26 protein-coding genes are annotated in these 26,967 nt (G+C 41.4%); 10 read left to right on the top strand and 16 right to left on the bottom strand.

All coding sequences use genetic code 11. From position 1 onward, the window contains the following. The 3 genes from TOL2_RS05655 to TOL2_RS05665 all read left to right on the top strand — a co-directional run bounded on the left by TOL2_RS05655 (position 1) and on the right by TOL2_RS05665 (position 1,899). Entirely contained in the window at positions 1-705 is a 705-nt protein-coding gene (locus TOL2_RS05655; RefSeq protein WP_014956553.1) for a phosphate ABC transporter ATP-binding protein, read from the top strand. 35 nt (positions 706-740) lie between these two features. Beyond that, positions 741-1,211 carry an HAD family hydrolase gene (locus tag TOL2_RS05660; RefSeq protein ID WP_014956554.1) on the top strand — a complete coding sequence of 157 codons (471 nt, stop codon included), beginning with the start codon at positions 741-743 and terminating at the stop codon, positions 1,209-1,211. 322 nt (positions 1,212-1,533) lie between these two features. Continuing rightward, positions 1,534-1,899 (top strand): CGGC domain-containing protein, encoded by a 366-nt coding sequence (locus TOL2_RS05665; RefSeq protein WP_014956555.1) that lies wholly within the window; start codon positions 1,534-1,536, stop codon positions 1,897-1,899. 57 nt (positions 1,900-1,956) lie between these two features. On the opposite strand, the gene TOL2_RS05670 is transcribed toward TOL2_RS05665, so the two are convergent. The 3 genes from TOL2_RS05670 to TOL2_RS05680 are packed head-to-tail and all read right to left on the bottom strand — an operon-like array spanning position 1,957 to position 4,466. Then, positions 1,957-2,802, bottom strand: a complete 846-nt coding sequence (locus TOL2_RS05670; protein ID WP_014956556.1) for a metal ABC transporter permease — start codon at positions 2,800-2,802, stop codon at positions 1,957-1,959. Continuing rightward, on the bottom strand, positions 2,795-3,556 hold the full coding sequence (locus TOL2_RS05675; RefSeq protein ID WP_014956557.1) for a metal ABC transporter ATP-binding protein: 762 nt from the start codon (positions 3,554-3,556) through the stop codon (positions 2,795-2,797). The genes TOL2_RS05670 and TOL2_RS05675 overlap by 8 nt, the downstream gene beginning before the upstream one ends. Then, a complete protein-coding gene (locus TOL2_RS05680) occupies positions 3,543-4,466 on the bottom strand; it encodes a metal ABC transporter solute-binding protein, Zn/Mn family (RefSeq protein ID WP_014956558.1) in 924 nt (307 codons plus the stop codon). Before TOL2_RS05680 ends, TOL2_RS05675 begins: the two co-directional genes overlap by 14 nt. 279 nt (positions 4,467-4,745) lie before the next feature. On the opposite strand from TOL2_RS05680, the gene TOL2_RS05685 reads away from it, so the two are divergent. From TOL2_RS05685 to TOL2_RS05695, 3 genes are all read left to right on the top strand, one after another. After that, positions 4,746-5,258 carry a response regulator gene (locus TOL2_RS05685; RefSeq protein ID WP_014956559.1) on the top strand — a complete coding sequence of 171 codons (513 nt, stop codon included), beginning with the start codon at positions 4,746-4,748 and terminating at the stop codon, positions 5,256-5,258. Between the two features lie 124 nt (positions 5,259-5,382). Then, positions 5,383-6,402: a sensor histidine kinase gene (locus TOL2_RS05690; protein WP_041279836.1), complete on the top strand. Its 1,020-nt coding sequence runs from the start codon at positions 5,383-5,385 to the stop codon at positions 6,400-6,402. After that, positions 6,369-7,106, top strand: a complete 738-nt coding sequence (locus TOL2_RS05695; protein ID WP_014956561.1) for a response regulator transcription factor — start codon at positions 6,369-6,371, stop codon at positions 7,104-7,106. The genes TOL2_RS05690 and TOL2_RS05695 overlap by 34 nt, the downstream gene beginning before the upstream one ends. Before the next feature lie 30 nt (positions 7,107-7,136). On the opposite strand, the gene TOL2_RS05700 is transcribed toward TOL2_RS05695, so the two are convergent. The 5 genes from TOL2_RS05700 to TOL2_RS05720 all read right to left on the bottom strand — a co-directional run bounded on the left by TOL2_RS05700 (position 7,137) and on the right by TOL2_RS05720 (position 12,653). Then, positions 7,137-7,856, bottom strand: a complete 720-nt coding sequence (locus TOL2_RS05700; RefSeq protein ID WP_014956562.1) for a 4'-phosphopantetheinyl transferase family protein — start codon at positions 7,854-7,856, stop codon at positions 7,137-7,139. Next, positions 7,853-9,637 carry a DUF6178 family protein gene (locus TOL2_RS05705; protein ID WP_014956563.1) on the bottom strand — a complete coding sequence of 595 codons (1,785 nt, stop codon included), beginning with the start codon at positions 9,635-9,637 and terminating at the stop codon, positions 7,853-7,855. Before TOL2_RS05705 ends, TOL2_RS05700 begins: the two co-directional genes overlap by 4 nt. Beyond that, a complete protein-coding gene (locus TOL2_RS05710) occupies positions 9,634-11,343 on the bottom strand; it encodes a B12-binding domain-containing radical SAM protein (protein ID WP_014956564.1) in 1,710 nt (569 codons plus the stop codon). The genes TOL2_RS05705 and TOL2_RS05710 overlap by 4 nt, the downstream gene beginning before the upstream one ends. Before the next feature lie 75 nt (positions 11,344-11,418). Continuing rightward, positions 11,419-12,006: a nitroreductase family protein gene (locus TOL2_RS05715; RefSeq protein ID WP_014956565.1), complete on the bottom strand. Its 588-nt coding sequence runs from the start codon at positions 12,004-12,006 to the stop codon at positions 11,419-11,421. Next, positions 12,003-12,653 carry an XTP/dITP diphosphatase gene (locus TOL2_RS05720; protein ID WP_014956566.1) on the bottom strand — a complete coding sequence of 217 codons (651 nt, stop codon included), beginning with the start codon at positions 12,651-12,653 and terminating at the stop codon, positions 12,003-12,005. Before TOL2_RS05720 ends, TOL2_RS05715 begins: the two co-directional genes overlap by 4 nt. A 323-nt stretch (positions 12,654-12,976) precedes the next feature. Between TOL2_RS05720 and TOL2_RS05730 the strand changes: the two genes are divergently transcribed. The 3 genes from TOL2_RS05730 (at position 12,977) to TOL2_RS05740 (ending at position 15,943) form a co-directional block, all read left to right on the top strand. Beyond that, complete coding sequence (locus TOL2_RS05730; protein WP_014956567.1) at positions 12,977-13,891, top strand: hypothetical protein; 915 nt, start codon at positions 12,977-12,979, stop codon at positions 13,889-13,891. A 203-nt stretch (positions 13,892-14,094) separates the two neighbouring features. After that, positions 14,095-14,913 (top strand): LuxR C-terminal-related transcriptional regulator, encoded by an 819-nt coding sequence (locus tag TOL2_RS25230; RefSeq protein ID WP_232508082.1) that lies wholly within the window; start codon positions 14,095-14,097, stop codon positions 14,911-14,913. A gap of 217 nt (positions 14,914-15,130) precedes the next feature. After that, positions 15,131-15,943 (top strand): DUF3786 domain-containing protein, encoded by an 813-nt coding sequence (locus TOL2_RS05740; RefSeq protein WP_014956569.1) that lies wholly within the window; start codon positions 15,131-15,133, stop codon positions 15,941-15,943. Between the two features lie 36 nt (positions 15,944-15,979). Here TOL2_RS05740 and TOL2_RS05745 read toward each other — a convergent pair whose 3' ends face one another. From TOL2_RS05745 to TOL2_RS05775, 7 genes are all read right to left on the bottom strand, one after another. Next, positions 15,980-17,092 (bottom strand): NADH:flavin oxidoreductase, encoded by a 1,113-nt coding sequence (locus tag TOL2_RS05745; RefSeq protein WP_014956570.1) that lies wholly within the window; start codon positions 17,090-17,092, stop codon positions 15,980-15,982. 214 nt (positions 17,093-17,306) lie between these two features. Next, entirely contained in the window at positions 17,307-19,721 is a 2,415-nt protein-coding gene (locus TOL2_RS05750) for an acetate--CoA ligase family protein (protein WP_014956571.1), read from the bottom strand. A 42-nt stretch (positions 19,722-19,763) separates the two neighbouring features. After that, on the bottom strand, positions 19,764-19,964 hold the full coding sequence (locus tag TOL2_RS05755) for a hypothetical protein (RefSeq protein ID WP_041279310.1): 201 nt from the start codon (positions 19,962-19,964) through the stop codon (positions 19,764-19,766). A 193-nt stretch (positions 19,965-20,157) separates the two neighbouring features. Continuing rightward, positions 20,158-21,786, bottom strand: a complete 1,629-nt coding sequence (panP, locus tag TOL2_RS05760; RefSeq protein WP_014956572.1) for a pyridoxal-dependent aspartate 1-decarboxylase PanP — start codon at positions 21,784-21,786, stop codon at positions 20,158-20,160. A gap of 219 nt (positions 21,787-22,005) precedes the next feature. Continuing rightward, positions 22,006-23,340, bottom strand: a complete 1,335-nt coding sequence (locus tag TOL2_RS05765) for a TRAP transporter large permease (protein ID WP_014956573.1) — start codon at positions 23,338-23,340, stop codon at positions 22,006-22,008. Then, positions 23,340-23,885, bottom strand: coding sequence for a TRAP transporter small permease subunit (locus TOL2_RS05770; RefSeq protein ID WP_139169000.1), 546 nt, complete (start codon positions 23,883-23,885; stop codon positions 23,340-23,342). The genes TOL2_RS05765 and TOL2_RS05770 overlap by 1 nt, the downstream gene beginning before the upstream one ends. A 242-nt stretch (positions 23,886-24,127) precedes the next feature. Further along, positions 24,128-25,237 (bottom strand): TRAP transporter substrate-binding protein, encoded by a 1,110-nt coding sequence (locus tag TOL2_RS05775; protein WP_014956575.1) that lies wholly within the window; start codon positions 25,235-25,237, stop codon positions 24,128-24,130. Positions 25,238-25,509: 272 nt separating this feature from the next. On the opposite strand from TOL2_RS05775, the gene TOL2_RS05780 reads away from it, so the two are divergent. After that, entirely contained in the window at positions 25,510-26,574 is a 1,065-nt protein-coding gene (locus TOL2_RS05780) for an AI-2E family transporter (RefSeq protein WP_014956576.1), read from the top strand. On the opposite strand, the gene TOL2_RS05785 is transcribed toward TOL2_RS05780, so the two are convergent. Further along, complete coding sequence (locus TOL2_RS05785) at positions 26,563-26,919, bottom strand: hypothetical protein (RefSeq protein WP_148278062.1); 357 nt, start codon at positions 26,917-26,919, stop codon at positions 26,563-26,565. The two genes, TOL2_RS05780 and TOL2_RS05785, sit on opposite strands and share 12 nt — an antisense overlap. Between the last annotated feature and the right edge of the window lie 48 nt (positions 26,920-26,967).

Below are 26,967 nucleotides of genomic sequence, written 5' to 3' on the forward strand. Positions count from 1 at the left end.
ATGAGGAAAAAACAAATAAAAATACACATAAAAGATCTGTGGTTTTATTATCATGGCAGATCCATACTGGAAAATATTAATATTGAGATTGAGAAAAACGTGATAACTTCTATTGTCGGACCGTCAGGCCAGGGAAAATCAAGTTTTTTGATGACCCTTAACCGGCTTTGGGAGAGTGTTGATGGTGCCACGGCAACAGGAACCGTTGAAATTGATTTTGGGAATGGGTTTCAAGATATCTATCATAAAAAATATTCTCTTTCCCTGCTTCGCCGGCAGGTGGGGATGGTGTTCCAGGTTCCCAATCCTCTGCCCATGACCATTTATAAAAACATTGCTTTTCCCTTAAAACTTATGGGAGAAAAGGATCAGGATCAAATATCGGCAAAAGTGCAAGAGGCATTGAAACGGTCTTTTCTCTGGGAGGAGGTTAAAGACAGGCTTTGCCAGGACGCCCGGACACTTTCAGGCGGACAGCAGCAAAGGCTTTGCATTGCAAGGGCAATGGTTCTTGAACCACAGGTTTTGCTGCTTGATGAGCCAACCTCATCTCTGGATGAAACATCTGTCAGGGTGATTGAGCAATTGCTTCTGGAATTAAAAAGCAGGTGTACCATTATCCTGGTGTCACATTATATGGATCAGGTAAAACGCATTGCCGACAATAAGCTGGTTTTATCTGACCGGCAGTTCAAACAACAATAAAACAGGACTTTTATAAGGTTTAAAAAGGATTGCTTATGATAGATATAAATATTCCAGGATTCGGTCAACAGACTATCGAGCATGTTGTGTTTGATTATAATGGAACCATTGCAAAAGATGGTGTTTTGATCAAAGGAGTTAAAGATGGGATAAAACAATTTTCAGACAAGGTCAGGTTTCATGTGATTACAGCCGACACCTTCGGGTTTGTAAAAAAACAATTGAACGGCATTGACTGTGCCCTGACCATTATCCCGGAAAAAGACCAGGCCCAAAGCAAGCTTGATTATATTCAAAAGCTTGGAACACAGCATACCCTTTGCGTTGGCAACGGATCAAATGACAGGATGATGCTTAAAGCGGCCTGCATCGGGATTGCCGTGTTGCAGGAGGAAGGACTGTCCTGTGATTGTTTGCTGTCATCGGACCTTGTCATTAAGCATGTTTTGGATATGTTTGGGTTTTTAAATATCCCGCAGCGTCTGATTGCAACTTTGAGAACTTAAAGTTGCAATCCTTTCAGCGTAAAATTTTTATTTATTGATCCTCCGGTTGCACTGCTGATTTTCAAGTTCAAAGCCATATCGGACAAAAAAAATATCCATAAGTTTGGTTCATTAATTGATTGCAAGATTGAGAACTTAAGTTTCCCTTATGCGACTATTTTGATTTCTCAATCAATTTGTAACGCCTTATTTCAAAGGTGGGCAGGAGATAACAGCTTGATATGAAAAGAGTAATTTTTAATTTTTTTCCTTTTTTTTGACTGGCACAGGCATTGCAAATACAAGAAAGCAATCAATAATGCTATTCTTTCGGAGGAGTTAAATGGAAAAAATACTTATAGTTGGGTGTAAAAAAGCAATGGACGACGTTTGTATCGGATGCAGCAGATGCATGGTGGGATTCAACAGAAGAGAAGGTGAGTTTGCCGCATACAAGGATCAGGATGCACAGCTTATCGGACTTTTAAACTGTGGGGACTGCCCCGGAGCAACCATTGTCACCCGCCTGGCCCAGATCAGTTTATGGAACAAACCCATGGATGAAAAAATAACTAAAGTTCATGTGGCACCCTGTATCACGGATCATTGTCCCCATAAAGAAGTACTCATTAATAAAATCAAAGCCAAAGCAGGGGTTGAGGTGATTGAAGGCACACATCCCTACAAGCCGGATAATATTTTTGCATAAAGATCGGCAACTGCCGGCAGCAATTGTTCCGGGGAAGGCGATCGCTTCATGATTGCTTTAATATTTTTTTAATACATTATGGACAACCAGTAGAATAAGATAGACCGAACCGCTCAAAACAATGATGGCAGGCCCGCTGGAAAGGCTGAATGAATAGCTCAATCCAAGGCCTGCCCATGTGAAAAATGCACACAATAAAATGGAATAGAGCATCATCTGCCACAGTCGCCTGGCATAAAATGAGGCAATGGCAGGCGGGATGGTCAGCAATGCAATAACCAGCACGATTCCGACAATTCTGACCAGGAGAACTACGGTAAGAGCAGTAAGAATCAGCAGTAAAAGATAGAAAAAAGTGGTGTTGATTCCCCTCAAAGACGTAAACTCACTGTCAAAGCAAACACTGAAAAACTGGTTGAAAAAAAGAATGGAAAGGCTTAGAACCATTGCGTCCAGGCACCCCACATACAAAAGGTCTTTGCCTGAAATCAGCAGGATATCCCCAAACAGGTAAGAACTGAGATTGAAATAACCTGGGGTCTTGTCGATGAGCAGTATTCCGGATGCCATTCCCAGTGCCCATAGAGTTCCGATAATTGTGTCTTCGCGTTCTTTTGCATGAATGCTCACAAGCCCTACAATCACGGCGGCAATAATCGCAGCAAGGACAGCTCCTAAAATCGGATCAAACCATGTCAGTCCTGCCCTTACCTGCAGAAAAAGTGCAAGCCCGATGCCGCCGAACACGGAATGGGAAATGGCTCCGGCAAGGTATCCGATTCGTTTGGTTGTGACAAATGTACCGATGATGCCAAAAGAAATTGAGGCCAGTCCGCCCATGATAAACGCGTACTTTAAAAACAGGTTGTCCGGGTCCATGACAGCATGCATTATCTCAATCATAGGTGTGTCCTGTTTCACTGCATCTGTGGTCGTGGCGCACCATTCTAAGATCGCCATGGTAAATGTCTTTTATCAATGTCCCGTCCATAAGTGTTGTGGGGTGAATTACCACCCGGCGGTTTACGCATATCACGCTTTTGACATATTTTGAAACAAATCCCAGATCATGGGATACCAGCAGAATGGTCATGTTTGAATTGAGTTTTTGTAAAATGGCAAACAGGTTTTCTTCTGTCTTTAGATCAACATTGGCGGTGGGTTCATCCAGCAGCATTATATCCGGGCGGCTGCAAAGAGCCCTTGCAATGAGGATGCGCTGTTTCTGGCCGCCGGAAAGTTCATTGAATTCCGTATCAATAAAATCAGTCATACCCACTTCAGCAATGGAATTTAAGGCTTCAACCCGGTCTTTTTTTGAAAACCACAGGGTCGTTTTTGAAAGCCTGCCCATCATGACCACATCCATGACATTGGCTGGAAAATCCATGTCCAGGTGGGCGTATTGCGGCATATATCCGATCCTTTGTCTGACTTGGTCGGGAGTTTTTCCGAATATGCTTATTTTGCCTTTATCCGGTTTGATAAGGCCCAGTACCAGTTTTAGAAGGGTGGTTTTTCCGCCGCCGTTGGGGCCGACAATGCTTGCAAATTCATTTTGCTTGATCTGAAGATTCACATCCTCCAGAATATTGCGCTGTTTGTAAGCAAATGAGACATTATCCAATATGATTTCAGGGTCGTTATTCAGTTTCATTTGTTTGTTTTTTCAATGCCCGGATAATGGTTTGTGCTATGTTTTCCATATTGGACGGATAATCATAGGCAAGAGGATCAATGGATACAACCGTACCCTTTATGGCTGATGCTATTTTTTCTGCTGCATTCCGGTCAAACTGGGCCTGGACAAAAATTATCCGTGCTTTTTGTTTTTTCGCAAGTTTTATAATATTGGAAAGCTCTTTTCCCTTGGGTGCTTTCCCCATGGTTTCAATGGCAACCTGTTTCAATCCGTAAGCATCCGTAAAATACCCGAAACTGGGATGGAAAACAAACAGATTTTGTCCCTTTAAAGGTTTGAGTATTGTTTTAAGCCGCTTGTCAAGGGCATCAAGTTCCAGAGAAAACAGGTCGTAATTGGTTTTATATATATTCCTGTGATCAGGGTCAATGTTTGAAAGAGTTTGAAATATGGTATGGGCCTGTTTCTTTACCATTAACGGGTTCATCCAGATATGGGGGTCTTTTCCGATTGCATTTTTAACATTTTGATGAACAGAGTCATGGGTGTGGGCGGCTTTGCCGTGATAGTGTTTTTCCACAGTCCTTAAAGCAATTCCTTTGCGGGTATCCACGATTCTTGCATTGGCAATTGATTCTATTTTGTTCAAAATCCCGTTTTCAAAGGGTACTCCGATTCTGAAATAGACATCAGACGATGCAAGGTTTCTTATCTGGTCAGGAGAGGGAGAATAGGTGGAAGGACTTTTGCCCGGTTTTACCAGAACATCGACCTTAACATTGTCCCTGCCGATTTGTTCAACAAAATATTTTTGAGGCAGGATGCTGACATGAACTTTAACCAGGGACTTTGCAAAAATATTTGAAGGCATAAGGTATACCAGAAGCGCTGCTGCAATTGCTGCATATTTTATAAAAAATTTCATTTTTCTCCATTCAATATTTTATTTTCCGATTGGATTTGTTGTAAAGACAGGTTAATGTCAATTTTCGTTAAAAAAACAGACTGACCCAATACCGGTATGTGATACTATATCCATGCCGGGCGTGTCAATGCTCCATTTTTTATCTGTCAAGGTGATTAATCCTTGACAGACAAACCATTCCAAGAATAAGGTTCTTTTGGTGTTAGATCTGGTAAGCCGATAATTATAAAACTAATTATAACAATCACTAAAGATAACAGTCACAAAAAGAGAACAGTCATGGACAATACGGACGCAAAAAAAATTCTTGTTATTGACGATGAAGAATATATCCGGGACAGTATGATTGGGTTTCTCGAAGATTTCGGATTTGACGTTATTGATGCTGAAAATGGCAAAATGGGTTTGGAGCTGTTTGAAAAGCAAAACCCTGATCTTGTGCTGTGTGATCTGCGAATGCCGGAAATGGACGGGCTGGAAGTTCTTGCAAAGGTTATACAAATCAATTCAAAAATTCCGATTATTATTATTTCCGGGGCGGGCAATATTTCAGATACCATGGGAGCCTTAAGGCTGGGTGCGTGGGATTATATTATTAAACCCATGCAGGATATGAATGTATTATATCATGCTGTAAAAAAGGCATTTGAGCGGTCTGAATTTATGGAGGAAAGACGCCGGTATCAAAAAGAGCTTGAAAAAGCCAGGAAAGAATTGAAAGATACTCTGGAAGCCCTTGAGAAAACAAAGGATCAACTATCGCAATTTAAAAAAACAGAAGCGCCCGGATAAAGGGTTGCCGACTTGAAACAGGTAACAGCAGATCAATGAAAAGCATGGTTGAGAATAAAGGTTGTCCAGGCAAGGGTATCTGTTTTGCCGTGAAATTCCAGGATCATTGGAAAGACAGGTTGATATGCAGATTTTAAATCCCTCCAGATGGTATCTTCACCCTGTTTTTATCTTTGCCTGTTCCATTTTTGCCCTGGCCACATTCCTTGTGCTGACGGTCAGCTGGTACATGGAAATCACCTCTGCCCTTGAGGTGATTATTCTAAAGTTTCATATTGATCCAACATCAATTTTTCCTTCAAAGACCGGTATGACCATACTGATTTTAAGCGCTCTGATTGTCGTGGTATTGATCGGCATTTTACTTGCCTTTATCTATTATCAGAAGACAGTCAATCTTTTCAGGCTCCAGCATAATTTTATTTATAATTTCACACATGAATTAAAAACTCCTGTGACCTCGTTGCGGATTTATCTTGAAACCTTTATCCGCCACCCCATGGAGCCGGATGATATCAAAAAATACAGTAAAAACATGTTGGAAGATATTAATAGGCTTACGGAAAATATCAACAGTATCCTTAATCTTGCCAGGATTGAAAGTCAAAATTTTGGTTCTGAAGTTACACGGGACAGTCTTGTAAAACTGGTGGAAAATTTTTGTAAAAAAAATGCCTCTTTGTTCAGGGACATGGATATAGAAATTGAAAATCAATCCGGCAAGCCGATTGTTTATCCGGTGAATCTGTTTTTGTTTGAAATGCTCTTGATGAACATTATTTCCAATGCCATAAAATATAACGATTCAGAGGCACCAAAGCTCATTATCCGGTTTAAAAGCTTTATACAAAAAGTTACCATTGAATTTATAGACAATGGAATCGGTGTTGACAAAAAGGAAGCAAAAAAAATTTTCAGAAAGTTTTATCAATCCGATCAAATCCATAAAAACGATGTTTCAGGATCGGGGCTTGGACTTTACCTTGTTTCCAGTATTGCCAGCATCCATGGCTGGAGAACATCGGTCACAAGTAAGGGAAAAGGAAAAGGTGCAACCTTTAAAATTACAATTCCAAGGGCAAGCATTGCCAATGTCAGGGAAAAAAAATTATGGAAACGGTTGAAAAAAAGCGTATCCTGGTAATAGAAGATGAAGCGCATATCGCAGACGGAATACGTTTAAACCTTTCATTCCAGGGGTTTGATGTGAAGATTGCCGCAGACGGTATTGAAGGGCTTGATCAATGGAGATCCTGGGAACCGGATTTGATTATTCTGGACATTATGCTGCCCATGATTGACGGGTTCTCTATTCTGAAAACCATTCGCCGGGAAGATGAAAAAATTCCCGTACTCATCCTTTCTGCCAGGGGTGATACAAAGGATAAAGTCAAAGGGCTTCGATACGGTGTGGATGATTATCTGTCAAAACCATTTGATCTGGAAGAATTTCTTTTAAGGGTTGAACGGTTAATCAAAAAAAAGACCTGGTATCAAGAGGATAAACAAGACAAAACCCAGGAGTATAAAATTTTTGAGGGCGATCAATACGATTTTGGTGACAATCATATTGATTTTGTCTCTTTTAAAGCCAGATGTGCTGCAGGTGAAATTGTTTTAACGGATCAGGAAATTGTTCTGTTAAAATTATTTATTGCCAATAAAGGAAAGCCGTTATCAAGAGACATGCTGTTGACTGCGGGCTGGGGATATTCAAGGGGTACTTCCACAAGAACAGTGGATAATTTTATTGTCCGGTTTAGAAAATATTTTGAAAAAAATCCCAAAACCCCGGTTCATTTTATCAGCCGCAGGTCTGTGGGGTATGTTTTTGAGCATGACAAATGATCTGTTTGATCATAATCTTAACCAGAAAGCCTAATCAGAAATAAGGGATAAAACATACTCGTTAAGAAAGGTTGAGTATACATCCACATTAATTTTTTTTTGATTATGCACGATTTCATTGTTGATCACCTCAACTTTGTGCAGGCTTTCATTAAATCCTTTTTTAATATATTTTAAATAGGCTTCTTTGATGGTCCAGTTTTTAAAAATATGGGCTGCATTGTCTTTTAAATTCAGAATCTCATTTTGTGTAAATGCGGTTTTTAAAAAAAAAATATCCGGTTTTTTGGTTATTTTTTCAATATCAATGCCAATGGTTTGGTGTTTGTTTTTACAGCATGCAACTGTTGTATAATCGTTGCTGTGGGACAATGAAATGGGAATATCAGGGCAGTTTGTAACATAAGGCGCTCCTTGATCAAGATAGGAAAGTGTGATGTGATCAAGGGGTGTTGTCTTTAAAAAAATGTGCTGCACCATCTGTTTGATAAGGTATCTGCCGCTTATCCATTCGATCTGTTTTTTAAGGGCTTTGAAACCATTGATGGTGTTGATTTCTTCTTTGCTGAAAACAGGGCAAATAAAATCCTCTTTTTTAAATATTTCATTTGCCTGTGGCCGGATGTGGTGATACTTGCTGTTGCTGACGATTGACCTGAGGATATCCGGTATCCTGGAATACCAGATGATTATGCCTGGTTTTGAAGTCAGGGTGTTTATGAAACTTTTATTTTGAAACGTTAACGTCATTTGTCTTTTCTTTTGTTTTTCTTTTTGCGCAAAAGAAAATGGGGGATAAACCTGGGATCAATATTTTCAGGATCAACCGAACCGTATTCATCTTTAAGCTCATTGATCAAAGCCGTTAACACTTCAAAGAATTTTTCCGGCAGATCTGTTTCTTTCATGCCGGTTGCTTCACATGTCCAGATAATCAGGTCATTTAACGGAATGTGTTCTATTGCATCAGAATCGGATTTTGAAAACAGGGCCGCAAAGAACTCTTTAAATAAAACCATATCAATAGGTTCAAGGTTCATGGCCTGCTTCAACCGGTCCTTTGCCCAGAGGGTAAGGATTAATGTCTTATAGGTTAAGACACCTTCTTTAAAAGATTCCAGATCAATATTAAGTTTTCCTAAAACCGTATCCAGGGCCATTATCTGTTCCAGGGCCGTGTTGGTTTTTGTAATGTCTGAAATTGATTTGAAATTGCGGTACAGGTCACCGGATACATAAGCATTGTAATATAACGGCCGGTCAAGAAAAAGGCCGCCAATACAACCTAAAAAATCTTCCCCAAGAAAACTTAAGGGCAGCTTGTTCTGGTTCATGAAGCTGTTCTGAAACCAGTTGGCCGCTTTTGTCTTAAGTTTGATGCCCGCCCTTGAACCGGTTCTGAAAATATCTTCAAGAAAATATTTATGGATCACATTTTTTGCAAGCTCGGGTTTTGGTTCTCCTTTCAGGATAACCTCAAGGCCGAGGTTCAGATAATCACAAACTTTTGAAATGGCTCTTCCAAGATCTTGTTTGGCTTTCAGCTTGATCTTGTCTGCGGAAATGACTTTATTGATCAATGCGGCAAGTTCCGATTCAAGGTCAAGGATAAATTCAGAATCAAAAAATTCCAGGGATTTGACAAACAGATTATCTCCTTTAATAAAAAGGGAGAAAAACTGGGGAGGCATTGGAATGTCCGGATCAAACGGTTTGTTTTTTAATATGCCTGCATCTGGTCGTTTGCGAAGATCGGAAAGCCTGGTTGGCTGATAAATGCCAATGGCTTCATGGGGAGGTAAAAACCCTTTTTCAGCCAGCCGCAGGTTTTTAAGCCGGAACTGTTCTTCTTCGGTTTCAATTGGCAGCAGGGCACAGGTTTCAAGCAGCAGGCCGTGAAAAACCGACAGATCCATTCCTGCAAGGGTCTTGAGCATTTTTTCGATTAATTCCCAGGCTTGTTCTTTGTTTTCAGGTTTTGGAGATTTGTCGTCATCATCTGTCAGAAATTTGTTATCATCACCTGTCATGGGTTTGTCCGGAAACCTGAAATAAAATTTGTCATCCATAGTGATGTAATCATCAAAATTTTCAGGGGGAATTTCATCATGTTCTCTGACAATTATTTCCATGTTTTTAAGCAGGTAAAATTCAAAATAATCGGGTTTTTCCTTGATAACCCACCTTAAAAGCCTTTGGGGATCAGCCTGGAAAAGCAGATCAAAGGTTTTGGTCATGGATTCAAGGTCCAGCCGGTCATTGTCCCAGGCCTCCACATCCAGGATATATTCCCATTGATCCGATTTTGCCATTGCCAGGATGGGAATAAAATCATCAGGCCCGATTTTATGCATGAGATAATACAGATCCTGGTCGGGAAAAGACTGTATCAAAGTGGCAGGGGAGGGCGCATCAAGAATCATTTCCAGGGCTTTTTCAGATTCGACGGCAAGGATTTCATGGCGCACGGCCCGAAGTTTTATTTCCCGGTTTTGAATATTGGCAAGTCTGTAATTTGTTTTATCGCTCATGTTTTTATCCTTGCAATGTTTTGGTGACAGATCTGAATGTATTGGTGCATTTCAGGAATCTTTTTGAATTTTTCAAAGAAGTTCAATGCGTTGGTAAACCGGCCCGTGTTCATTAGGCTTACTCCCATGCAGACGTTTAAATCTTGGTTTTCAGGCCAGTGATTCAGTCCTTTTTCAAGTATCAAAATAGCCTGGTCAAATCGTCTCTGTTTTTGCAGCAGCATGGCTAGGCCTAAAAATGCCCTGGCATCCGGAGCATAGGATAATGCCCTGTCATAAAGCTGTTTGGCTGTTTTATCCTGATTTTTGACCCGGGTGTCGGCCGCGTATTCGCCATGGGAAAATGTCATGGCAAGCCTTGAAAGAAATTGTGCATGAAACGGATATAATTCTTTTATATCCACAAGATCGATCTGCCGGACAAATGTGTCAAGGTTGCTGTAAAATTCAGATCTTAACCGGTCACCAAATGTTTTGACTTTTGTAAAATCAAGCTGCTCGTCAATTTCAAACCAGGGAAGGTCTTCTATTTTCCGATACCATAAATCGTCGTTCACAAGGCCTTTTTGAACGGCTGATTGATACAGGTGGGTTCCCGGGAAAATAACCAGCATGTAAAATATGGCGCTTAAGGGCTTGATGGCGTTTAGCAGGTCAATGCTTTCTTGTATGGTTTGATCGGTTTCTCCGGGTGACCCGTAAATAAAGTAGGCCCGGGGCAGGATGCCATAGGAAGCGGTCAGGGAAAACGCGGTGATAATTTTATCTTGTACAATGGGTTTCCCAAGGCGTTTGCGGATTTTTTCAGATCCTGATTCCACACCAAAACTCAATTGGATACACCCGGCTTTTCTCATGGCAGACAGGATGTCAGCATCAATATAATCCACCCTTGAAATAGCGTTCCAGGTGATGGCAAGTTTTTTTTTGATGATAAGGCTGCAAAATTCAATCACTCGCTGCTTGTCCATTGTAAAGGTGTCATCTGAAATATAAAAATGATGGATGCCTTTTTCTACAAGGGCCTGGATTTCATCGGCAAACCATTCAGGGGAGTGAAATCGCAAGTCTTGATTTCCCCAGAATTTGGGTGATCCGCAAAAGGTACACTTGCCGGGGCATCCCCGTGACAGGGAAAGGTGCTGATATGCAAAATATTTGGACGGGTGAACCAGAGAGTCCGGTTCTGCAATGGGGTCTCTTGGCAATGTCCTGAAAATCTTGTTGTTTTGTTTGAAGACCAGTCCGTTAATCTGTTCAAAGGAGTTGTCGCGATTGTTTCCAAGCGCTGTTGCAAGTTCAAGAAAGGTGATTTCACCTTCGCTTGTAACAATAAAATCAATATCCGGGCAGGCGGTTAAGAGATGGTCTGCAAGAAATGTCGGTGTAGGCCCGCCAAACACAATTGTCACATCAGGCCTGATCTTTTTTGCAGCATTTGCGCACTCCATTGCATTCCAGCGGTTGGAGTTGATCACGGAAAATCCTATGATATCCGGTTGCTGTCTTGAAACAATGGTTTTAAAGACCTCAACAGGGTCATCCCTTATGTCTGCCAGGTTTAGGATGCTGACGCTAAAACCTTTATCCATCATGAGCGCCCCGATATAGTAAAGGCCTATGGGAACAATACGGGCATCTTCTCCGGATATCCTTGCATCAAGGCATGCCGGGTTGACAAGCAGAATTTTTTGTTGATTTGCCATTTTTTGGTTGGTTTGCAATGTTTTTGTTGAGTTACTATTATATTTTTATTATTACTTTATCATATTGTTATTGTTTTACCATGAGCTGATGATAATGTCGTTGAGTTTTCTTTTGGGGACATGGTGGACCTGGTTGTCATCCCTCCAGTATTTGATATCACCGTCTTCACCCAATTGATCAATACAGATTTCTTCAACAGGTTTTCCCAGGGCCACCACCAGTTTAACCTCCAGGTGATCATCAATATTCAAGTGCTGTTTGAGCTTTTTTGCATTGACGGAACCGAACATGCATCCGCCAAGCCCCATGGATTTTGCTCCCAGCAGCAGTGTCTGGGCTGCAATGCCATGGTCGCACCAGAATTTATCGGAAATATTATGATCTCCCATGATGACGATATATGCGGAGGGCCGTTCTTCTTTTATCGGGCCTTTCCACTCTTTCAGGTATGCGGCCCATCCCAGGCAGGAAAAGATATCTTCATTTTTTTGATCATCCCGGCATATGATATATTTCAAGGGCTGGAGATTTGCAGCCGATGCACAGTTCCGTGCCAGTTCAACCAGTTCCCGTAATTTTGTTTCATCAATTTTATGAGCGTTGTCAAACCGTCTGCAGGATCTGTTTTGAATGACAAGCTCTTTAAAAGAGGAGGGGGTCATGAGTTGTTTCCTTTGCATTCCGCACGCTGGAATTTGGGCATAGTGATATCAATCCAGTCGATGATTTTGTCCATTTCATCGGCTATTTCTTTTAACGCCTTGCCCCGGTGGCTGACCTGGCCTTTTTCTTGAATGGTCAACTGGGCAAAGGTTTTGTTCAATTCAGGATAAAAAAAGAGCGGATCATATCCAAACCCGTTATCCCCAACTGCTTCTTTGGTGATAACACCCTGGCACTCACCTTCATAAGTCAAGGCCGGGCCTGTTGGAATCGCAATGGAAATCACACATTTAAAGGAGGCTTTCCGGTTGTCTTTGTCTTTTAATTCTTCCAGCATTTTTTTGACATTGTCCGCATCCGTGGCATTTTCTCCGGCATACCTGGCGGAATAGACGCCGGGCGCACCGTCAAGAGCTTCAACGCAAAGCCCTGAGTCATCTGCCATGGCAGGGTATCCTAATATTTTTGCCGTAAAAGAGGCTTTTTTATAGGCATTGTCATCAAAGGTCTCTCCGTCCTCAATAACCTCTGGGATGGGACCGAAATCATCCAGGTTTTTGATATCAATTGGATATCCTTTTAAAAGTTCTCTGATTTCCCTTGTTTTTCCCTTGTTTCTGGTTGCAAGAACTATGATCTGTTTCAATGGTTTACTCCACATTTTTCAGGTTTGGGTTGATGTTGGCATAATATAAGGCCAAGCCCCTGTTTTGTAAACCCCGGCATCTGGTAAAAGTGGTTATTGCGCCCATGCATGGGCATTGTTCAACCGGATACTCCCCTTCAATTGTTTTTCTTGCTTGACCTTCCGAATTTATTTGAATAATTGTAAAAGCCGTATGCACTGATTCCTTTGAAAAAAATTTGAAAATTTATATTATAAGCCCGGTGTCAGACCTGTTAAAAATTTTTCTTGTTTGTAAACCCTTGCTGTCCGTTATCCAAACATTGAAATAGGGAAGAGTGAAAATGAAATCCATAAAAACACAAAAAATAGTAATATCATCTGTTGGAGCCTTAATGGCGATATTGTTTTTCTTTTCACCTGGGTTAAGGCTTCCGATTCTAGACAGCAAAGCTGACGATTACTTTCGTGAGGCAATAAGCAAGGCCGGGGTTGCTTATGCAACATGCAGGCTTATCAACGCCTCTGTTTCAATTGTTAAGGATTCCAACCTGAATCTGGAACCCGCAGGCGTGGGGATAACCTTAGCCATAGGACAGGCTTTAGACCCGATTGATGATATGACTGAACGTGTGTCTGATGTAATAGTAACTGCGATTACGTCATTGGGTGTTCAGAAATTGGCTTATGAGATTAGTGTGTCACTTGCGCCACCTATACTTGCCCTGTTTCTTTTCGTTTTATCTGTTCTGATTTGGTTTGAGAACCAAAGATTGGCAGCTCTTCAAAAAATCATAACGGGCTTCATACTATTGATTCTAATTGCCAGGTTTACACTTCCTATATCGGCTATTACAAATAATTATATTCAAGAAAATTTTTTTGAAGAAAAAATTTTGAATGCAAATAAAGAACTGGCACTCGGGTCTGCGGAACTTGATAAATTGATGGAATTTTCAATCCCGCAGACCGATGGTGTCTTAGGAACTATCAAGAATAGCTCATCATTTCTTAAACGCAAATCTTTGGAGTTTAAAAATGCCCTTGTTAACACAATCAGCAACACGGGAAATATCATAGAAAACCTTTTGAAACTGATATTTTTATATGTTGGAATTTTTTTGATTCAAGTTGTTGCTTTGCCGATAATTGTGTTTGGAGTGTTTGTAAAATTTGCAAACAGCTTGTTTGACACAAATATTCCAGTAATTCCCAGGATTATGAACCAGTCAAATGTTAAAAGTGTAAAAAAAGAATAAGATCAGGGAACAACGGATATTCAAGACAAGGTGAAAAGTATTTGTGCTATGAATGCACAGACTTTAAATTGCCCTGACCTGCAAAATATGCAACCAGATTTGCGCTATATAATCGTGAGTTGTTTTTTAAAAGAGTGTGTGGTATCTCATTTTTTATGCAACGAATAGGATTTAATCATTTTTATACTTGTATGGACGGTCCCATGGCAAAGCCCGGCTCAAGCAGAGGGTCTTGTGTTACGGCGATTATCCATTTTGAAAAAGATATCTCGTTTTTGTTTCCCTATATCAATGCGGTTGCAGATGAAGCTGAACTCCATGAAAATCCAAACCTGGTCCGGTTTGTTTTTGACAAGGTTTATTGCGTTGTTTACCCTGAAAGGTGTATTGCATCTCCTTTGGACGACCGGGAACATGCAACAGCATTCAGGGAAAAATTAATGGAATTTTTAAATGGGATTCTTGACAAGAAAAATGATATTATCCCGAAATTCAAGGTGTTTCAAAAAATTGCAGTTACCGATATTTTAAAGCTTTTACCAAAAACAAATTGCGGCAAATGCGGGCTTAAAAGCTGCATGGCTTTTGCTGCGATGGTTTCCAAGCAGCGGGTTCAGCCGTCAAAATGCCCGTATGTGGGGTTGCCCATAAACGAGCAGGTCACCTATCCGGTACGTGATAATGACGGGAACCTGGTTTCGTCGGTTACACTGAATATTGATACCTCCAATCAATCAAATAAGATCCATGAAACAAATAAGATCCATGAAAAAAATGTCCCCATGCCTGCTTTGAACAGAAAAGATCATCCTGCAAATTTATCCCTGCCCTCAGCCCTGACTCAAAGAGAACTTGAGGTTCTGTCCGGAATAGGGTTGGGACAGACCAACCGTGAAATTTCACAACAGCTTCATATCAGTCCTCATACCGTTAAAAGTCATGTTGTAAACATCTTTAACAAGCTGGGGGTCAGTCATCGGACTCAGGCTGTGGTTTGGGCGGCTCGCCACCAGATAATTTAATTTTTTTTGTTTCTCCCCCTTTTGGGTGATGTTTTATTGCCAGGTTTATCCTATTTTATTAGTTTAAAATATCATGGAAAATATTTTTTTATATGAAAGTCTTGAAAAATCCAAACAGTGATTTTTATTATTTGTTATGGGCAAACCTGGGTGAGCAAATTATGATATAAAATTGACAAGTTATGCCCATGACAGTTATTTAAAATGAGGAGTGTATATGTCTGAATTTGCCAATGCCATGGAAGTGTTTAAGATTCTGGATAAATCCAATTGCAGAAAATGCAATGAACAAACCTGTCTTGCTTTTGCCTCAAAGGTTTTTTTGGGAGAAAAATCATTGGATCAATGCCCTGTCTTGAGCCAAAAAGTGCTTGAACAATATCAGGGAAAACAGAAAAAAAAGATGACAAATGAAGAGTACCGGTCAACGCTTGTGGCGGACTTGAAAACACAAATAAATTCTTGTGACCTGGAAAAGGCAGCCAAAAGAGTCGGGGGGAGTTTTTCAAAAGGGAAATTGATGATCAGGATTTTTGGAAAGCAGTTTTTCATTGATTCACAGGGCAACATGTTTTCAGATATTCATATCAACCCCTGGATTGCCAGTACTGTTTTGGGATATGTCCTCCACTGCAAAGGGGTTTCTTTGACGGGGAAATGGGTTCCGTTAAGAGAAATTGAGGGTGGGCGTGAGAAAAATCCTTTGTTTGTCCAGAGATCTGAAAAGCCTTTAAAACAGATTGCAGATAAATATCCCCATTTGTTTGAAGATCTGATTGTTCTTTTTAATGGAAAAACAGTGGAAAATTATTATGCATCAGATATATCACTGGTGCTTTATCCTTTGCCAAAGCTTCCCATACTGATCTGCTATTGGAAGGCTGAAGACGGTATGGAATCGGATCTGCACATTTTTTTTGATTCATCTGCCGGCATGAATGCCAATGTGGATATTGTATATGGCATTGCTACCGGCATTGTTGTCATGTTTGAAAAAATTTCCATGAAACACGGGGTGGTTGCCTCGTGATTTTCAGGGGTGTCCTTGTTTGTGCGGCATATTGTTTCATGTGGTTCTTTTGTCTTTTTTCTGGGCAACACAAAAAATGCCGCCTTTGGACATCCCCGGAATAAAACATTTGTTGCACGAGATGCACTCTGAATGGTCGGTTTTATTTGTTGCCCATTTTTTTGGCAGATCCGGTTCCCGGATCAAAGGCCGTGAAAGAGAAATAAAATCCATGCCGTGTTCAGCTATTGCCTTTTGAGCAACAAGAAGGGATCTGAACCCCCCAACGCAAATAACAGGGCACGACACTTGTTTTTTTATGGTCAGTGCAAGATCAAGGTTATAGGCTTGCTTTTCAGGGGAATTGATTTTTGTCCTGGCAGGTCCTTTTTCTCCGGAAGACGCTGTACCGGAAGAAACTTCTATGGCATCAATTCCAAAATCAGAGAGTTTTTTTGCAATTTGAACTGCCTCATCTGTTGTCAATCCGTTTTCAACATGGTCATTTGCATTGAATTTTATAAACACCGGGTAGTTTTTGCCCACACGGGTCCTTATCTTTTCATAGATATCAAATAAAAACCTGCCTCTGTTTTCAAGACTTCCTCCATATGCATCTGTTCTCTGGTTTGTCACAGGAGACAGGAACTGGCTGACAAGATATCCATGGGCACCATGAATCTGAACGGCATCAAATCCCCATTCTTTGGCTCTTCCTGCGGCCCTGGCAAAGGAATCGGTAATGTTTTCTATCTCTAATATGGAAAGTGCCTGGGGCGTTTCAGGAAATGCGCCCACTTTGATGCCTGATGGTGCCACAGGCTGGCGTCCCGCTGATTTTGAATCTGTTTGACCTCCGGCATGAACAAGTTGAATGGCAATTTTACCGTTTAAATCATGAACCGCCCGGGTCAGTTGTTTGAATTGCAGGGCAAACTTATCCGTGTAGATCCCCATTTTACCTGGCAATTGCTTTCCATCCCTTCTAACATAAGTATACCCGGTAATGATCAGCCCAATTCCTCCCTTGACCAGGTTGCAATAGGTGTCCACAAGTTTTTGGGTCGGCCTGCCGTCCGGTTCACACATGCCTTCCCAGGTTGCAGACCTGATCATTCTGTTTTTTAATGTGATTTTGCCAATTGAACCCTGATCGAATAGTGATGCCATATATATTCTCCCGCCTGAAACGCATTATAGCCCTCTACATGGTCTGTAAACCATTTTATAATTTTAATCACATGCTCATACCCAACAATCAAGTATGAATAAATCAAGCATGAGTATATGATACCCTTGAAGGAATCAGGGATATCTCAAGGAATTAATTATTGCAATATAAATTTTGTTGTGAAAAAATTATTTGACAGCCAAAGATTGAAAATTATTGTTTACCAACCGAGTTTCGGATGGCATAGGCATTCAACCGTCCCTGGACGTATAATGAAAGGGCGGCAATGGCCTTGTCACAGACTGTGAACACCGGAATGTTGTTTTTTATCAGGGCCTCCCTCAGCGGGTCATACAGGCGGCCACCGTCAACAACGGTTACCACAGGAGTGTCACAGGTATTGGTAATGTCAATGATCTGGTTTTTAATGCTGTTTTCGTGATTCATATCAAAGTATGGAATCGACGGGCTGTCAAGGGTTTTCATGGCCGGTGACATGGGGTCAAGGCTGACGACGACAGCATCAACACCTTTATCTTCTGCCAGTATCCTTGTGATCTGTGCATGGGTGTCATCATCTGCCGCTGGATTGATATCCAGGGGATTGGACAGTGTCACAAAGGCATCCAGTTTTTTGTGTTTTAAAATATCTGCCACTTTTTCAAGTGTACTCTCTTCAAAACGGGCCAGTTCCATGTGAAAATCATCTGACTGTATGGAATCGGCCATGCCCACGGCTTCAAATCCGGCTCCGCTGACGGCAGCCAGGCGGTTGCCCTTGATGGTTTTTTTGCTCATAGTTTCGGCAAGAACGATCAATTCCTGGAATTCTGAAAAGGTTCTGGCAACAATGGCCCCGGCCTGGCGTACACAGGATTCACAAACCATGTAGTCCCCGGCAAGGGATGCGGTATGGCTTGAGGTGGCGGCCTTGCCTTCAGGGGTACGGCCAGCTTTGTAGAATATAAGTTCTTTGCCCGCAAGGACTGCATGTCTGACAGCTTTGCAGAATTCCAGGCCGTCAAGGTCGTTGAATCCTTCAGCATATACGGCAATGACATCCACTGATTTTGATGTCATGAAATATTGAATCATATCTCCCAGGGTCAGATCTGTCTGATTGCCCATGGAGATCATATAGGCCGGGCTCATGTGGGGGTATTGGTGACTGCGGTGAAGCATGAAGGCGCCGCTCTGGCTGATCAAGGCAGCCCTGTGAAAAGCACAATTTCTTTGTTTTGGCAGTTTTTGTTCAGGTATGAACCAGGTGTCATATCCTCCTGGTTTGGAAATAACGCCCATGCAATTTGCACCAAGAAAGACAGGGCCGCCTTCTTTTGTACTATGGGCCTGGTCTATTTTTGCAATGATGTCCCGGGCGCGGTTTTTGCTGTCATGGGTTTCGCCCATGCCGCCTGGAATGAGCATGACGGTTTCAGCTGCATCAAGGCGGATAATATCGTCCACAAGCTCAGGTACCCGGGCCGCTCCAACAGCAACAATAAAAAGATCCAGTTTTTTGTTTTTTTCCTGTTTCAAAGCTTCAAGGTTTGGAAGACATCTTACCCCTTCGACTTGGTTTGCACTTTGACTGAAAATAATCGTGTTCTCTTTGCTGAATCCTTCTGCCAGAATATTGTCCAGGATGATCCTTCCAAAGTTTTTCCGGGTTGAAGAAACCCCTATGATCCCGATGGATTTCGGGTGCAGCAGATTGTCGATTTTTTTTACAGGTCTTTTTGCTGCAATTTTTTTGGGCTTGCAAAATTTGCACATGCCGTCCAAAGGCACCATGAGGTAATCGCAAAAGGTAAAGGGATTGACTTCAAGTTCTTTGATGACAAATGGTGCGTCCGGGTTGGCCTGTGAGTAGTGGTTGCCCATGCGGATAAAGGATTCAAAACATTCAATGAGCTGTTCATCACTTACAATGCGCTGTTGTCCACGGGTCAGGCCCGTAAGTTTTCTGTAGGAAATAGTCTGCTTGAAAATTTTAAAAAAAGTGTGGCCGTCATTCATGGCACAGGATGCTGCTACAATTGCCTGGCCTTTCCTGAACCGTTTGGCATAAAGTTCTGTATCTGTTCCGCCTAATCCTGCGCTTATAATCGTACCAAATTCCCTGGTATGGCGGAGTCCCACGATCAGTTCATTGCCAAAGGCATTTGAATCGGGAGGCATGAACTGAACCTGTAAAATTCCTTGTATATCCTTGCTGATGGCAGCTATCAGGGATTCTCCGGAAAGTCCTTTATATGGGGCAGGTGCCGACTCGGGGTTACGTTCGATCCAGGTTGCGTAATTTTCAGGCACCTCGTAAAACATTCGCCGGACAGCAGAGATAATCCGATGTGGTTCTTTTTTGACAATCCGTACACCGCCCACCTCTGTTTTATGGATTATAAATGGGGATACTATTTTGAGGACGGTTTTTTCTCCCGGCAAAGCATTTAATGCGTCATCTGACGGGCGCGAACCTCTATGGATAAAATTGTACAGGGGAGGGGTTTCCGCCCCTGACCTTGAAAGAAGGGTGTATACTTCAAATTCATATAAAAAATTCCGGCTATCTTCATGGGCTGCCGTGAGCATCTGGGTTATGCCACTAAAATCGATGGGTAAGTTCATTGTTTTGTCAGCTCTTATCAGAATAATGGAATAATTGGAATTTTACTTGATTTTCAAATTGATATTATGTGCTTTTATCGTAGCATTAACAGCATCGGTAAGTGTGTTCATGGGTACATTTGATGTGAATTGTTCCCCGTCGCTTGATATTTTTATCCCTCGAACATTTTTTGTTGTTAATTTCAGCAAAACACTAAGCCCAAAGGTCTTTGGCACTTTAAAATATTTTTCTTCATTAGTCATGATTAATCCTTTCTAGCTGTTTGGTTCTAACAAGGATTTGCGTTGGCATTAAATTGGATCTTTGATATTTCTATAGATATTACCTGAATGAGAAGGTAATTGATTATAATAAAAATACTAATGATTTTTTGTTTGTTTGTAAAGTTTTATTTGTGACTATTCATGCGGAACCATTCTCTTGAATGATCCTGTATTATTCATTTACAAGTTTATGGAAAATGGATTCCTGTTCATCAAGGACTTCATTAATAATATCAATATTTGTCATTGGATTCATAATTACAGATCTTAATACAACATTGTTGTTATAGTCGTCCGGAGAATTTTTCAAGCGGGTTCTTGATACAAAGCTTTTACCAGCCTCCCTTTGAATCCTTTGAATTTTGATATTGATGTCATCCAGAATATAATTTAGTTTTTGCCGCTCTTCTTTGTCAGCGGTTTCAAGTTTTTTTTGTATATCCAGCGGAACCAGTCTGTATGTCAAAATATTTAACTGTGGCTTTGTAACCAGTTGAAACAGGCTTCTTTGACTGATCATTTTTGCAAATTCCCTGGCTGTTTCAATTCCATGATCAATCATCAGCGCATAGCCTTTTGAGCCCATTATTTTAAGGGCGCTGTCAAGGATCAGGGAATTGGCTTCTCTTGAACCTTCAAGGGTTTTTATCCCCAGGTCAACGCTGCCTGGTCTGTTGACATAGCTTGAATGGTATACAATATGATCCATGGCTGTGGGATCTTTAAAATAAACCATACCCGATGTCATGGGCATGTAAAATTGTTTGTGGCAGTCAATGGCAACAGAGTCCGCCCTTTCAATGCCTTTGAGAAGATGACAGTACTTTTCGGATAAAAGCACAGGTCCTCCCCATGCAGCATCCACATGAAAATGGATACCATGTTTTTGACAAATATCGGCAAGCTTGGGCAGTGGATCAATAATTCCTGTTTCAGTGGCACCGGCAATGCCAATAATAGCGACAATTTTTGTTTTTTTGTTTGCCTGGAGTTCTTTGATTTTAGACTTGAGTTTTATGATGTCTATGGTTCGGTTTGCATCGACATCAATTGGGATCACATTTTGATTCCCCAGACCCAATACTCCCCCTGCTTTTCTTAATGAATAATGCCCTCTTTTTGAAACCAGAACCACGGCTTTTTCAAGATCATGGGTTTTCATGGCCTCAAAAATGCCGTTTTTTTCGATGCTTTCAAAATTTCCTTTTGAGGGGAAGCATTTGTTTCTGGCAACCCATAAGGCTGTAAGATTTGCCGTTGTGCCCCCGGTTGTGAAATTCCCCAGAGATGTTTCCGTGTTCTGAACATGTTCAAGATAGAAATGGTCATCAAAGTTGAATATCATTCTGTGCATTTTAGCCAGGATTTGTTTTTCCAGTACGGATAAGACTTTTGAAGTTTCAAGTTTGATAACATTCTGGTTTAACGCCGCAGTGATTGCTTTTAAATGAACCATAAAAAATGGAATAGCAGAAGTCATATGCCCGATAAAATAAGGAGAGGCTACATTGACGGCTCTTGGGGCAATTTCATTTATGATATCTTTGATCACATCTGCCAGTTTTTTTTGCGGATGGGCATTGATCTTTGTATCGGTGTACTCTTCGGCAAGTTTTATCAGGCTGATTTCTTCGGTCACCCCAACATGCTTGTTTAGAAAATCATGGAGACCAAACAGGATTTGTTCCATATATTTGACAAGGGTTTTTCTGCCGATTTCATCTTCAGGTCTGATAAATACTCTGTTAAGGGTATTCCAGTCTGCAACAAGAGGATATTGTTTGTTCCTTATTTTGACCATGTCCTATCTTTTCCCAGCATATAATTTTTTTAAAATTTTGTATAATGAACCGTTAGCCTTTAATAGTCAATATTAAATTCGTTTGCTGCTGAATTTTAAACCAGCTTAACATGCAGGTGACCTTGTAATCAAAGTAAAAGTGAGATAAAGATCTTGTAAACAAGATTAATGTATTTGGATTTTTGCGTTTGTTTTTTTTTGTATACGGGTGTGTCTCATCTACCTTGTATAAGCTATCGTGGGAAGCCAGGTGGCCAGTTGTGGCCATAATACAACAATCAAAAGTCCAATAAGCTGGATAAATATAAAGGGAATAATCCCCCTGTATATATGACCTGTGGTTACCTGTGGAGGTGTCACAGCTTTCAGGTAAAAAAGAGAAAAACCAAATGGAGGTGTCATAAAGGATGTTTGAAGATTAACCGCCAGGAGTACACAGATCCAGAGAGGATCAAATCCAAAATCATCCACCAGGATCGGTACTAGCACAGGAACATGGATGAAAATAATTTCAATAAAATCCAGGACAAAACCAATAAGAAAAATCAAACCCATGACAATGGCCAGCACAACCCATTTATTATATCCTTCGGCAATACCAAACAAAAAAGTCCTAATCAGTTCATCCCCTTCCAATTCACGAAATGTAAGTCCAAATGCATTGGCACCAACCAAAATAATAAAGACCATGCAGGTAAGCCTGGTTGTTGTGGCAGATACTTCTTTTAGGATTGTGAGATTGAATCTTCTGTTACAGGCTGCAAGCAATATTGCTCCCAAACATCCTACAGAAGCGGCTTCTGTAGGAGAGGCGATTCCGGCAAAAATTGATCCAAGGACAGCTATGATAAGAAAAAGCGGCGGGAACAGGGCGCATAATGCCTTTTTCAGCAGCAGCTTTTTGTCTTGACCCTGATCTGTATCTATAATTACAGGCGGTGCAATTTCCGGTTTTACCGTGGCAATGATAAAAATATAAGTCATATATAGAAATACCAGCATCATTCCCGGCAGTACAGCCGCCATGAACAGATCGCCCACCGGAATCTGGACAATGGTTGCCAAAAGAACCAGTACAATGGAAGGTGGAATGATCTGCCCAAGGGTTCCGGAAGCACATACTGTTCCTGTTGCAAGTTCAGGCTTGTAACCATGTCGCAGCATGGTGGGGACCGCTAAAAGTCCCATGGTAACGACTGTGGCACCCACAATTCCAGTGGATGCACCAAGAAGGGCACCGACCAAAACCGTACTGATGGCAAGACCACCTTTAAGGCGCCTAAATACCAATCCCATTGTTTCCAGCAATTCCTCGGCTAATCCTGATTTTTCAAGGGTCACTCCCATAAAGACAAACAGGGGAACAGCGATTAGCACAACATTTTTTACAGCTCCCCATATTCGCAATGGCAATAACTCGAAAAATTCCAATCCAGATCCAATGAATCCAAAAAATATGGCAGTACCCATGAGGGTGCAGGCAACCGGAAAACCTAGCATGAGCAAAAGGGTAAGCACAAGAAACATCCAGCCGGCAAGATATTCAGATCCCATCAGTTTGATTCCTCCTGATTTCCATAGGATTTGTTATTCAGAATGATATTCAAATTACGATTAAACATGGAAATTCCCTGGAGAAAAAACAATACAAAACCCAAAGGTACACAGCCTTTTAATATAAACCGAAACGGGATTCCACCCGGGTCAGGGGAGCCTTCCATAAACTTAAAAGATTCCCAGGTAAAGACAGATGATATATAGACAATCAAGGCAGCTCCCGGAAAAAGGAAAAAGATACAGCCCATCAGATTAACCCAGGCCTGTGCTTTTTTAGAAAGGCGCTGGTAGATAACATCCACCCGGACATGCTGGTCATATAAAAGAGTATAGCCGGCTCCCATCAGGAAAATGAATCCAAACAGGTGCCATTCAAGTTCCTGGGTAAAGACGAAACTTGTATTAAACGCATATCTCATAACAACATCAATAAATACAACTGCAACAAGAAGCGTTACAACCCAGGCAACAAATCGACCGATCCATTCATTTAATGCATCAATTCCATCTGCAATTTTTCCCATAGATGATCTTAGTCCCATGTCCATAATCCTTTTTGATTTAACTCAACTTTCGGACTTAAGCTATAGCAGCCAGGGCCAAGCCTGTTTCCTTATGATTTTCATCAAACCGATAAAAAAACGCAATAATACAAGTCTGATCCCATTGATGACCCAATTGATGACCCAATTTTGCCAACTCCGAAAGTTGAGTTATTTAATTTAATGATCCAATGCCTTAATCATCATGAGCAGGATGGGATCGGTCAACGTTTGCGTCGTGGTTATCCTTTTAATTTATATTTGTCAGCCAGAGAATTATAATACGGTTTTTCAGATACTTCCCCCCAGGGTCCGACGATCTTTTTAAAACGTTCAAAACTTTCATTTACTTTTTTGGCCATTGGGTCTTTAGCTGCAATATCAAAAACAGCATCTTTGGCATGGGATTTGAGATCTGCCAGCACAGGATCTGGCAATTTCATAAGGGTAACTTTATGCTGGGTGATCAATTCGTCAAGGGCTTGACCATTACCGGTATTAAACCCTTGTGTTGTCCAGTTGTTAACCTGAGTGCAGGCAGCATCTAAGATTGCCTGGTATTCAAGCGGTAAAGATTCATAGGCAGTTTTGTTGAAGACAAACTCCACAAAGGGACCGGGTTCATGCCAGCCCGGATAATAATAATATTTGGCAACTTTATAAAATCCCATTAATTTGTCGTGGAGAGGGCCGATCCATTCCGTAGCATCAATAACACCACGTTCCAGGTTGGTAAATATTTCACTGGCAGGGCAGAGAACAACCGTTGCTCCTAACTTTGCCATGACCTTTCCACCCAATCCGGGAATTCGCATTTTAAGCCCTTTGAAATCATCCACAGATTCGATTTTTTTATTGAACCAGCCTGCCATCTGGGGGCCTGTGCAACCACCTGGTCTGGGAATTACATCAAAGGGTGCATACATTTCTTCCCACAGCTTGAGACCGCCGCCAAACTCATACCAGGCCGACATGCCGGCTCCGTTAAGGCCAAAGGGGACAGCAGCAAACCACTGGGCTGCAGGTGCTTTGCCTGCCTGGTAATAGCTGACACCTGATCCGGCCTGTACAGTGGTTCCCTTGCTGACGGCATCAAAGGTCTGCAAAGGGGGCACAAGTTCGCCGCCTGCAAAGACTTTAATTTTAAAAAGACCGCCGCTCATAAGTTCAACTTTTTTAGCCAGCAGTTCTGCGGCATCTTGAAGATATGGCAGTTTGGGCGGCCATGTGGTTACCATTTTCCATTTGATTTTTTTCTGGGCATGTACAGCCGGGGCATTAACTATTCCACCGGCGGTCACTGCTGCGACTGTACCAATTGCTGCTTTTTGTAAGAATTGTCTTCGTTCCATTGGATCTCCTTTGGCTTTGGGGTAAAATACCTTTCTTAACAAATGAACATCCCACTTTTTAAAATATAGAGATAAGGTAGCTATATTAAGGTGAACATATAGCTAACAATACTGGCAAGTCAATATTTATTTTATAAAAGCCGTTTTCCAGTTGCCGGTTATTTTATGCTGTAGATATATTACAGTAGACATGGCCTTTTCAACCCCTTGACTTTGTCATTGAGTTTGAATACAAGTGGTTAAAATAAAAGATAATAAAAGGTGTAATCATTATGGAAGTGATATCTTATCGTAATAGCTCCTTAATTAAGTTTGCTGCATTTATTATTGTTGTTGCAGGAATGAAAGCCGCCACAGTACTGGTCGTACCGTTTTTGCTGGCGGCATTTCTCTCTATTATCTGTACTCCGCCATTGTTCTGGATGCAGAAAAAAGGGATTCCAAGCATGCTGGGTATCTTTATCCTGATGCTGGGGGTGATCGCCACCCAGATGCTTTTGGTGAGCCTTGTGTCTTCATCTATTGCGGATTTTTCGCGCAATATTCCTTTTTACCAGGAGCGATTGAAAACCGTAACCTTTGAAACTTTGCAGTTGTTGTCCAGATATGGAGTAGAGCTTGAAACAGACAGGCTTGCAGACATATTCAATCCAAGCCGCATCCTTGGGCTTGTTGCAAACACATTGAATGGACTGGGAGGAGTTTTGACCAATACTTTTTTTGTGTTTTTAACCTTTATCTTTATTCTTTCGGAAGCCGCTGGTTTTCCCAATAAATTGCGTGCCATTTTTAATGATAAAAATACGGATCTTAAAAAGTATTCTCAAATTATATCCGGTGTAAACCGGTATCTGGGGATAAAAACGCTTACCAGTCTTGGGACAGGCATTACCATCTTTATCTGGCTGGCTGTTCAGGGAGTGGATTTTCCCGTTATGTGGGGGGTATTTGCATTTTTATTGAACTATATTCCCAATATAGGTTCCATCATTGCTGCTGTTCCGGCCGTTCTTCTGGCCTTAATTCAGCTTGGGCCTTTGACTGCCGGGATTGCTGCAACGGGATTTTTAATTGTCAACATATTGGTGGGAAGTGTGATTGAACCCAGGGTCATGGGTAAGGGAACCGGGCTTTCCACTTTGGTGGTATTTCTTTCCCTGGCTTTTTGGGGATGGGTATTGGGTCCTGTGGGAATGCTGCTTTCAGTTCCATTGACCATGGCGGTCAAAATTGCTCTGGGAGGAAGGGAATCCACCAGATGGCTGTCTATTTTACTGGGATCAAATAAAGAAGCATCAAGATTGCTTGAGGTGAAAACACAATCCTTACCGCGCTGACCCGGAAATATTGAACAACAGAACACCATTTTTAAACTGAGGGCCGCCAATGGTAATACTGCTGTTATTGTTCAAGAGTACCCGGGTTTGAAAAACCGGGCGCTGATTTTTCTGAATATTGATTTGGTATTGGATTCTTTTGCCTTGCATATCCGTTGGCATGATAATCATGGTTCTGTTTCCCGGAAGATTTACCATGCCTTTCCGGTTAAAGCTCAGATTCAATCTTTGTTCGTTCAAAAGCTTGTAAGAGGTGTATTTGAATACGGATTTAAGTTCGGAAATAATTGGTTTTAAAGCTGGATCGACAATGTTTGCTCCTGTTTTTGTTGAAGCATGAATCACTTTTATGTCCGTTAAAACCTGACTCTTCGCAAATGCGGGCTGCGTAAA

Source organism: Desulfobacula toluolica Tol2 (assembly GCF_000307105.1).
Lineage (GTDB): Bacteria > Desulfobacterota > Desulfobacteria > Desulfobacterales > Desulfobacteraceae > Desulfobacula > Desulfobacula toluolica.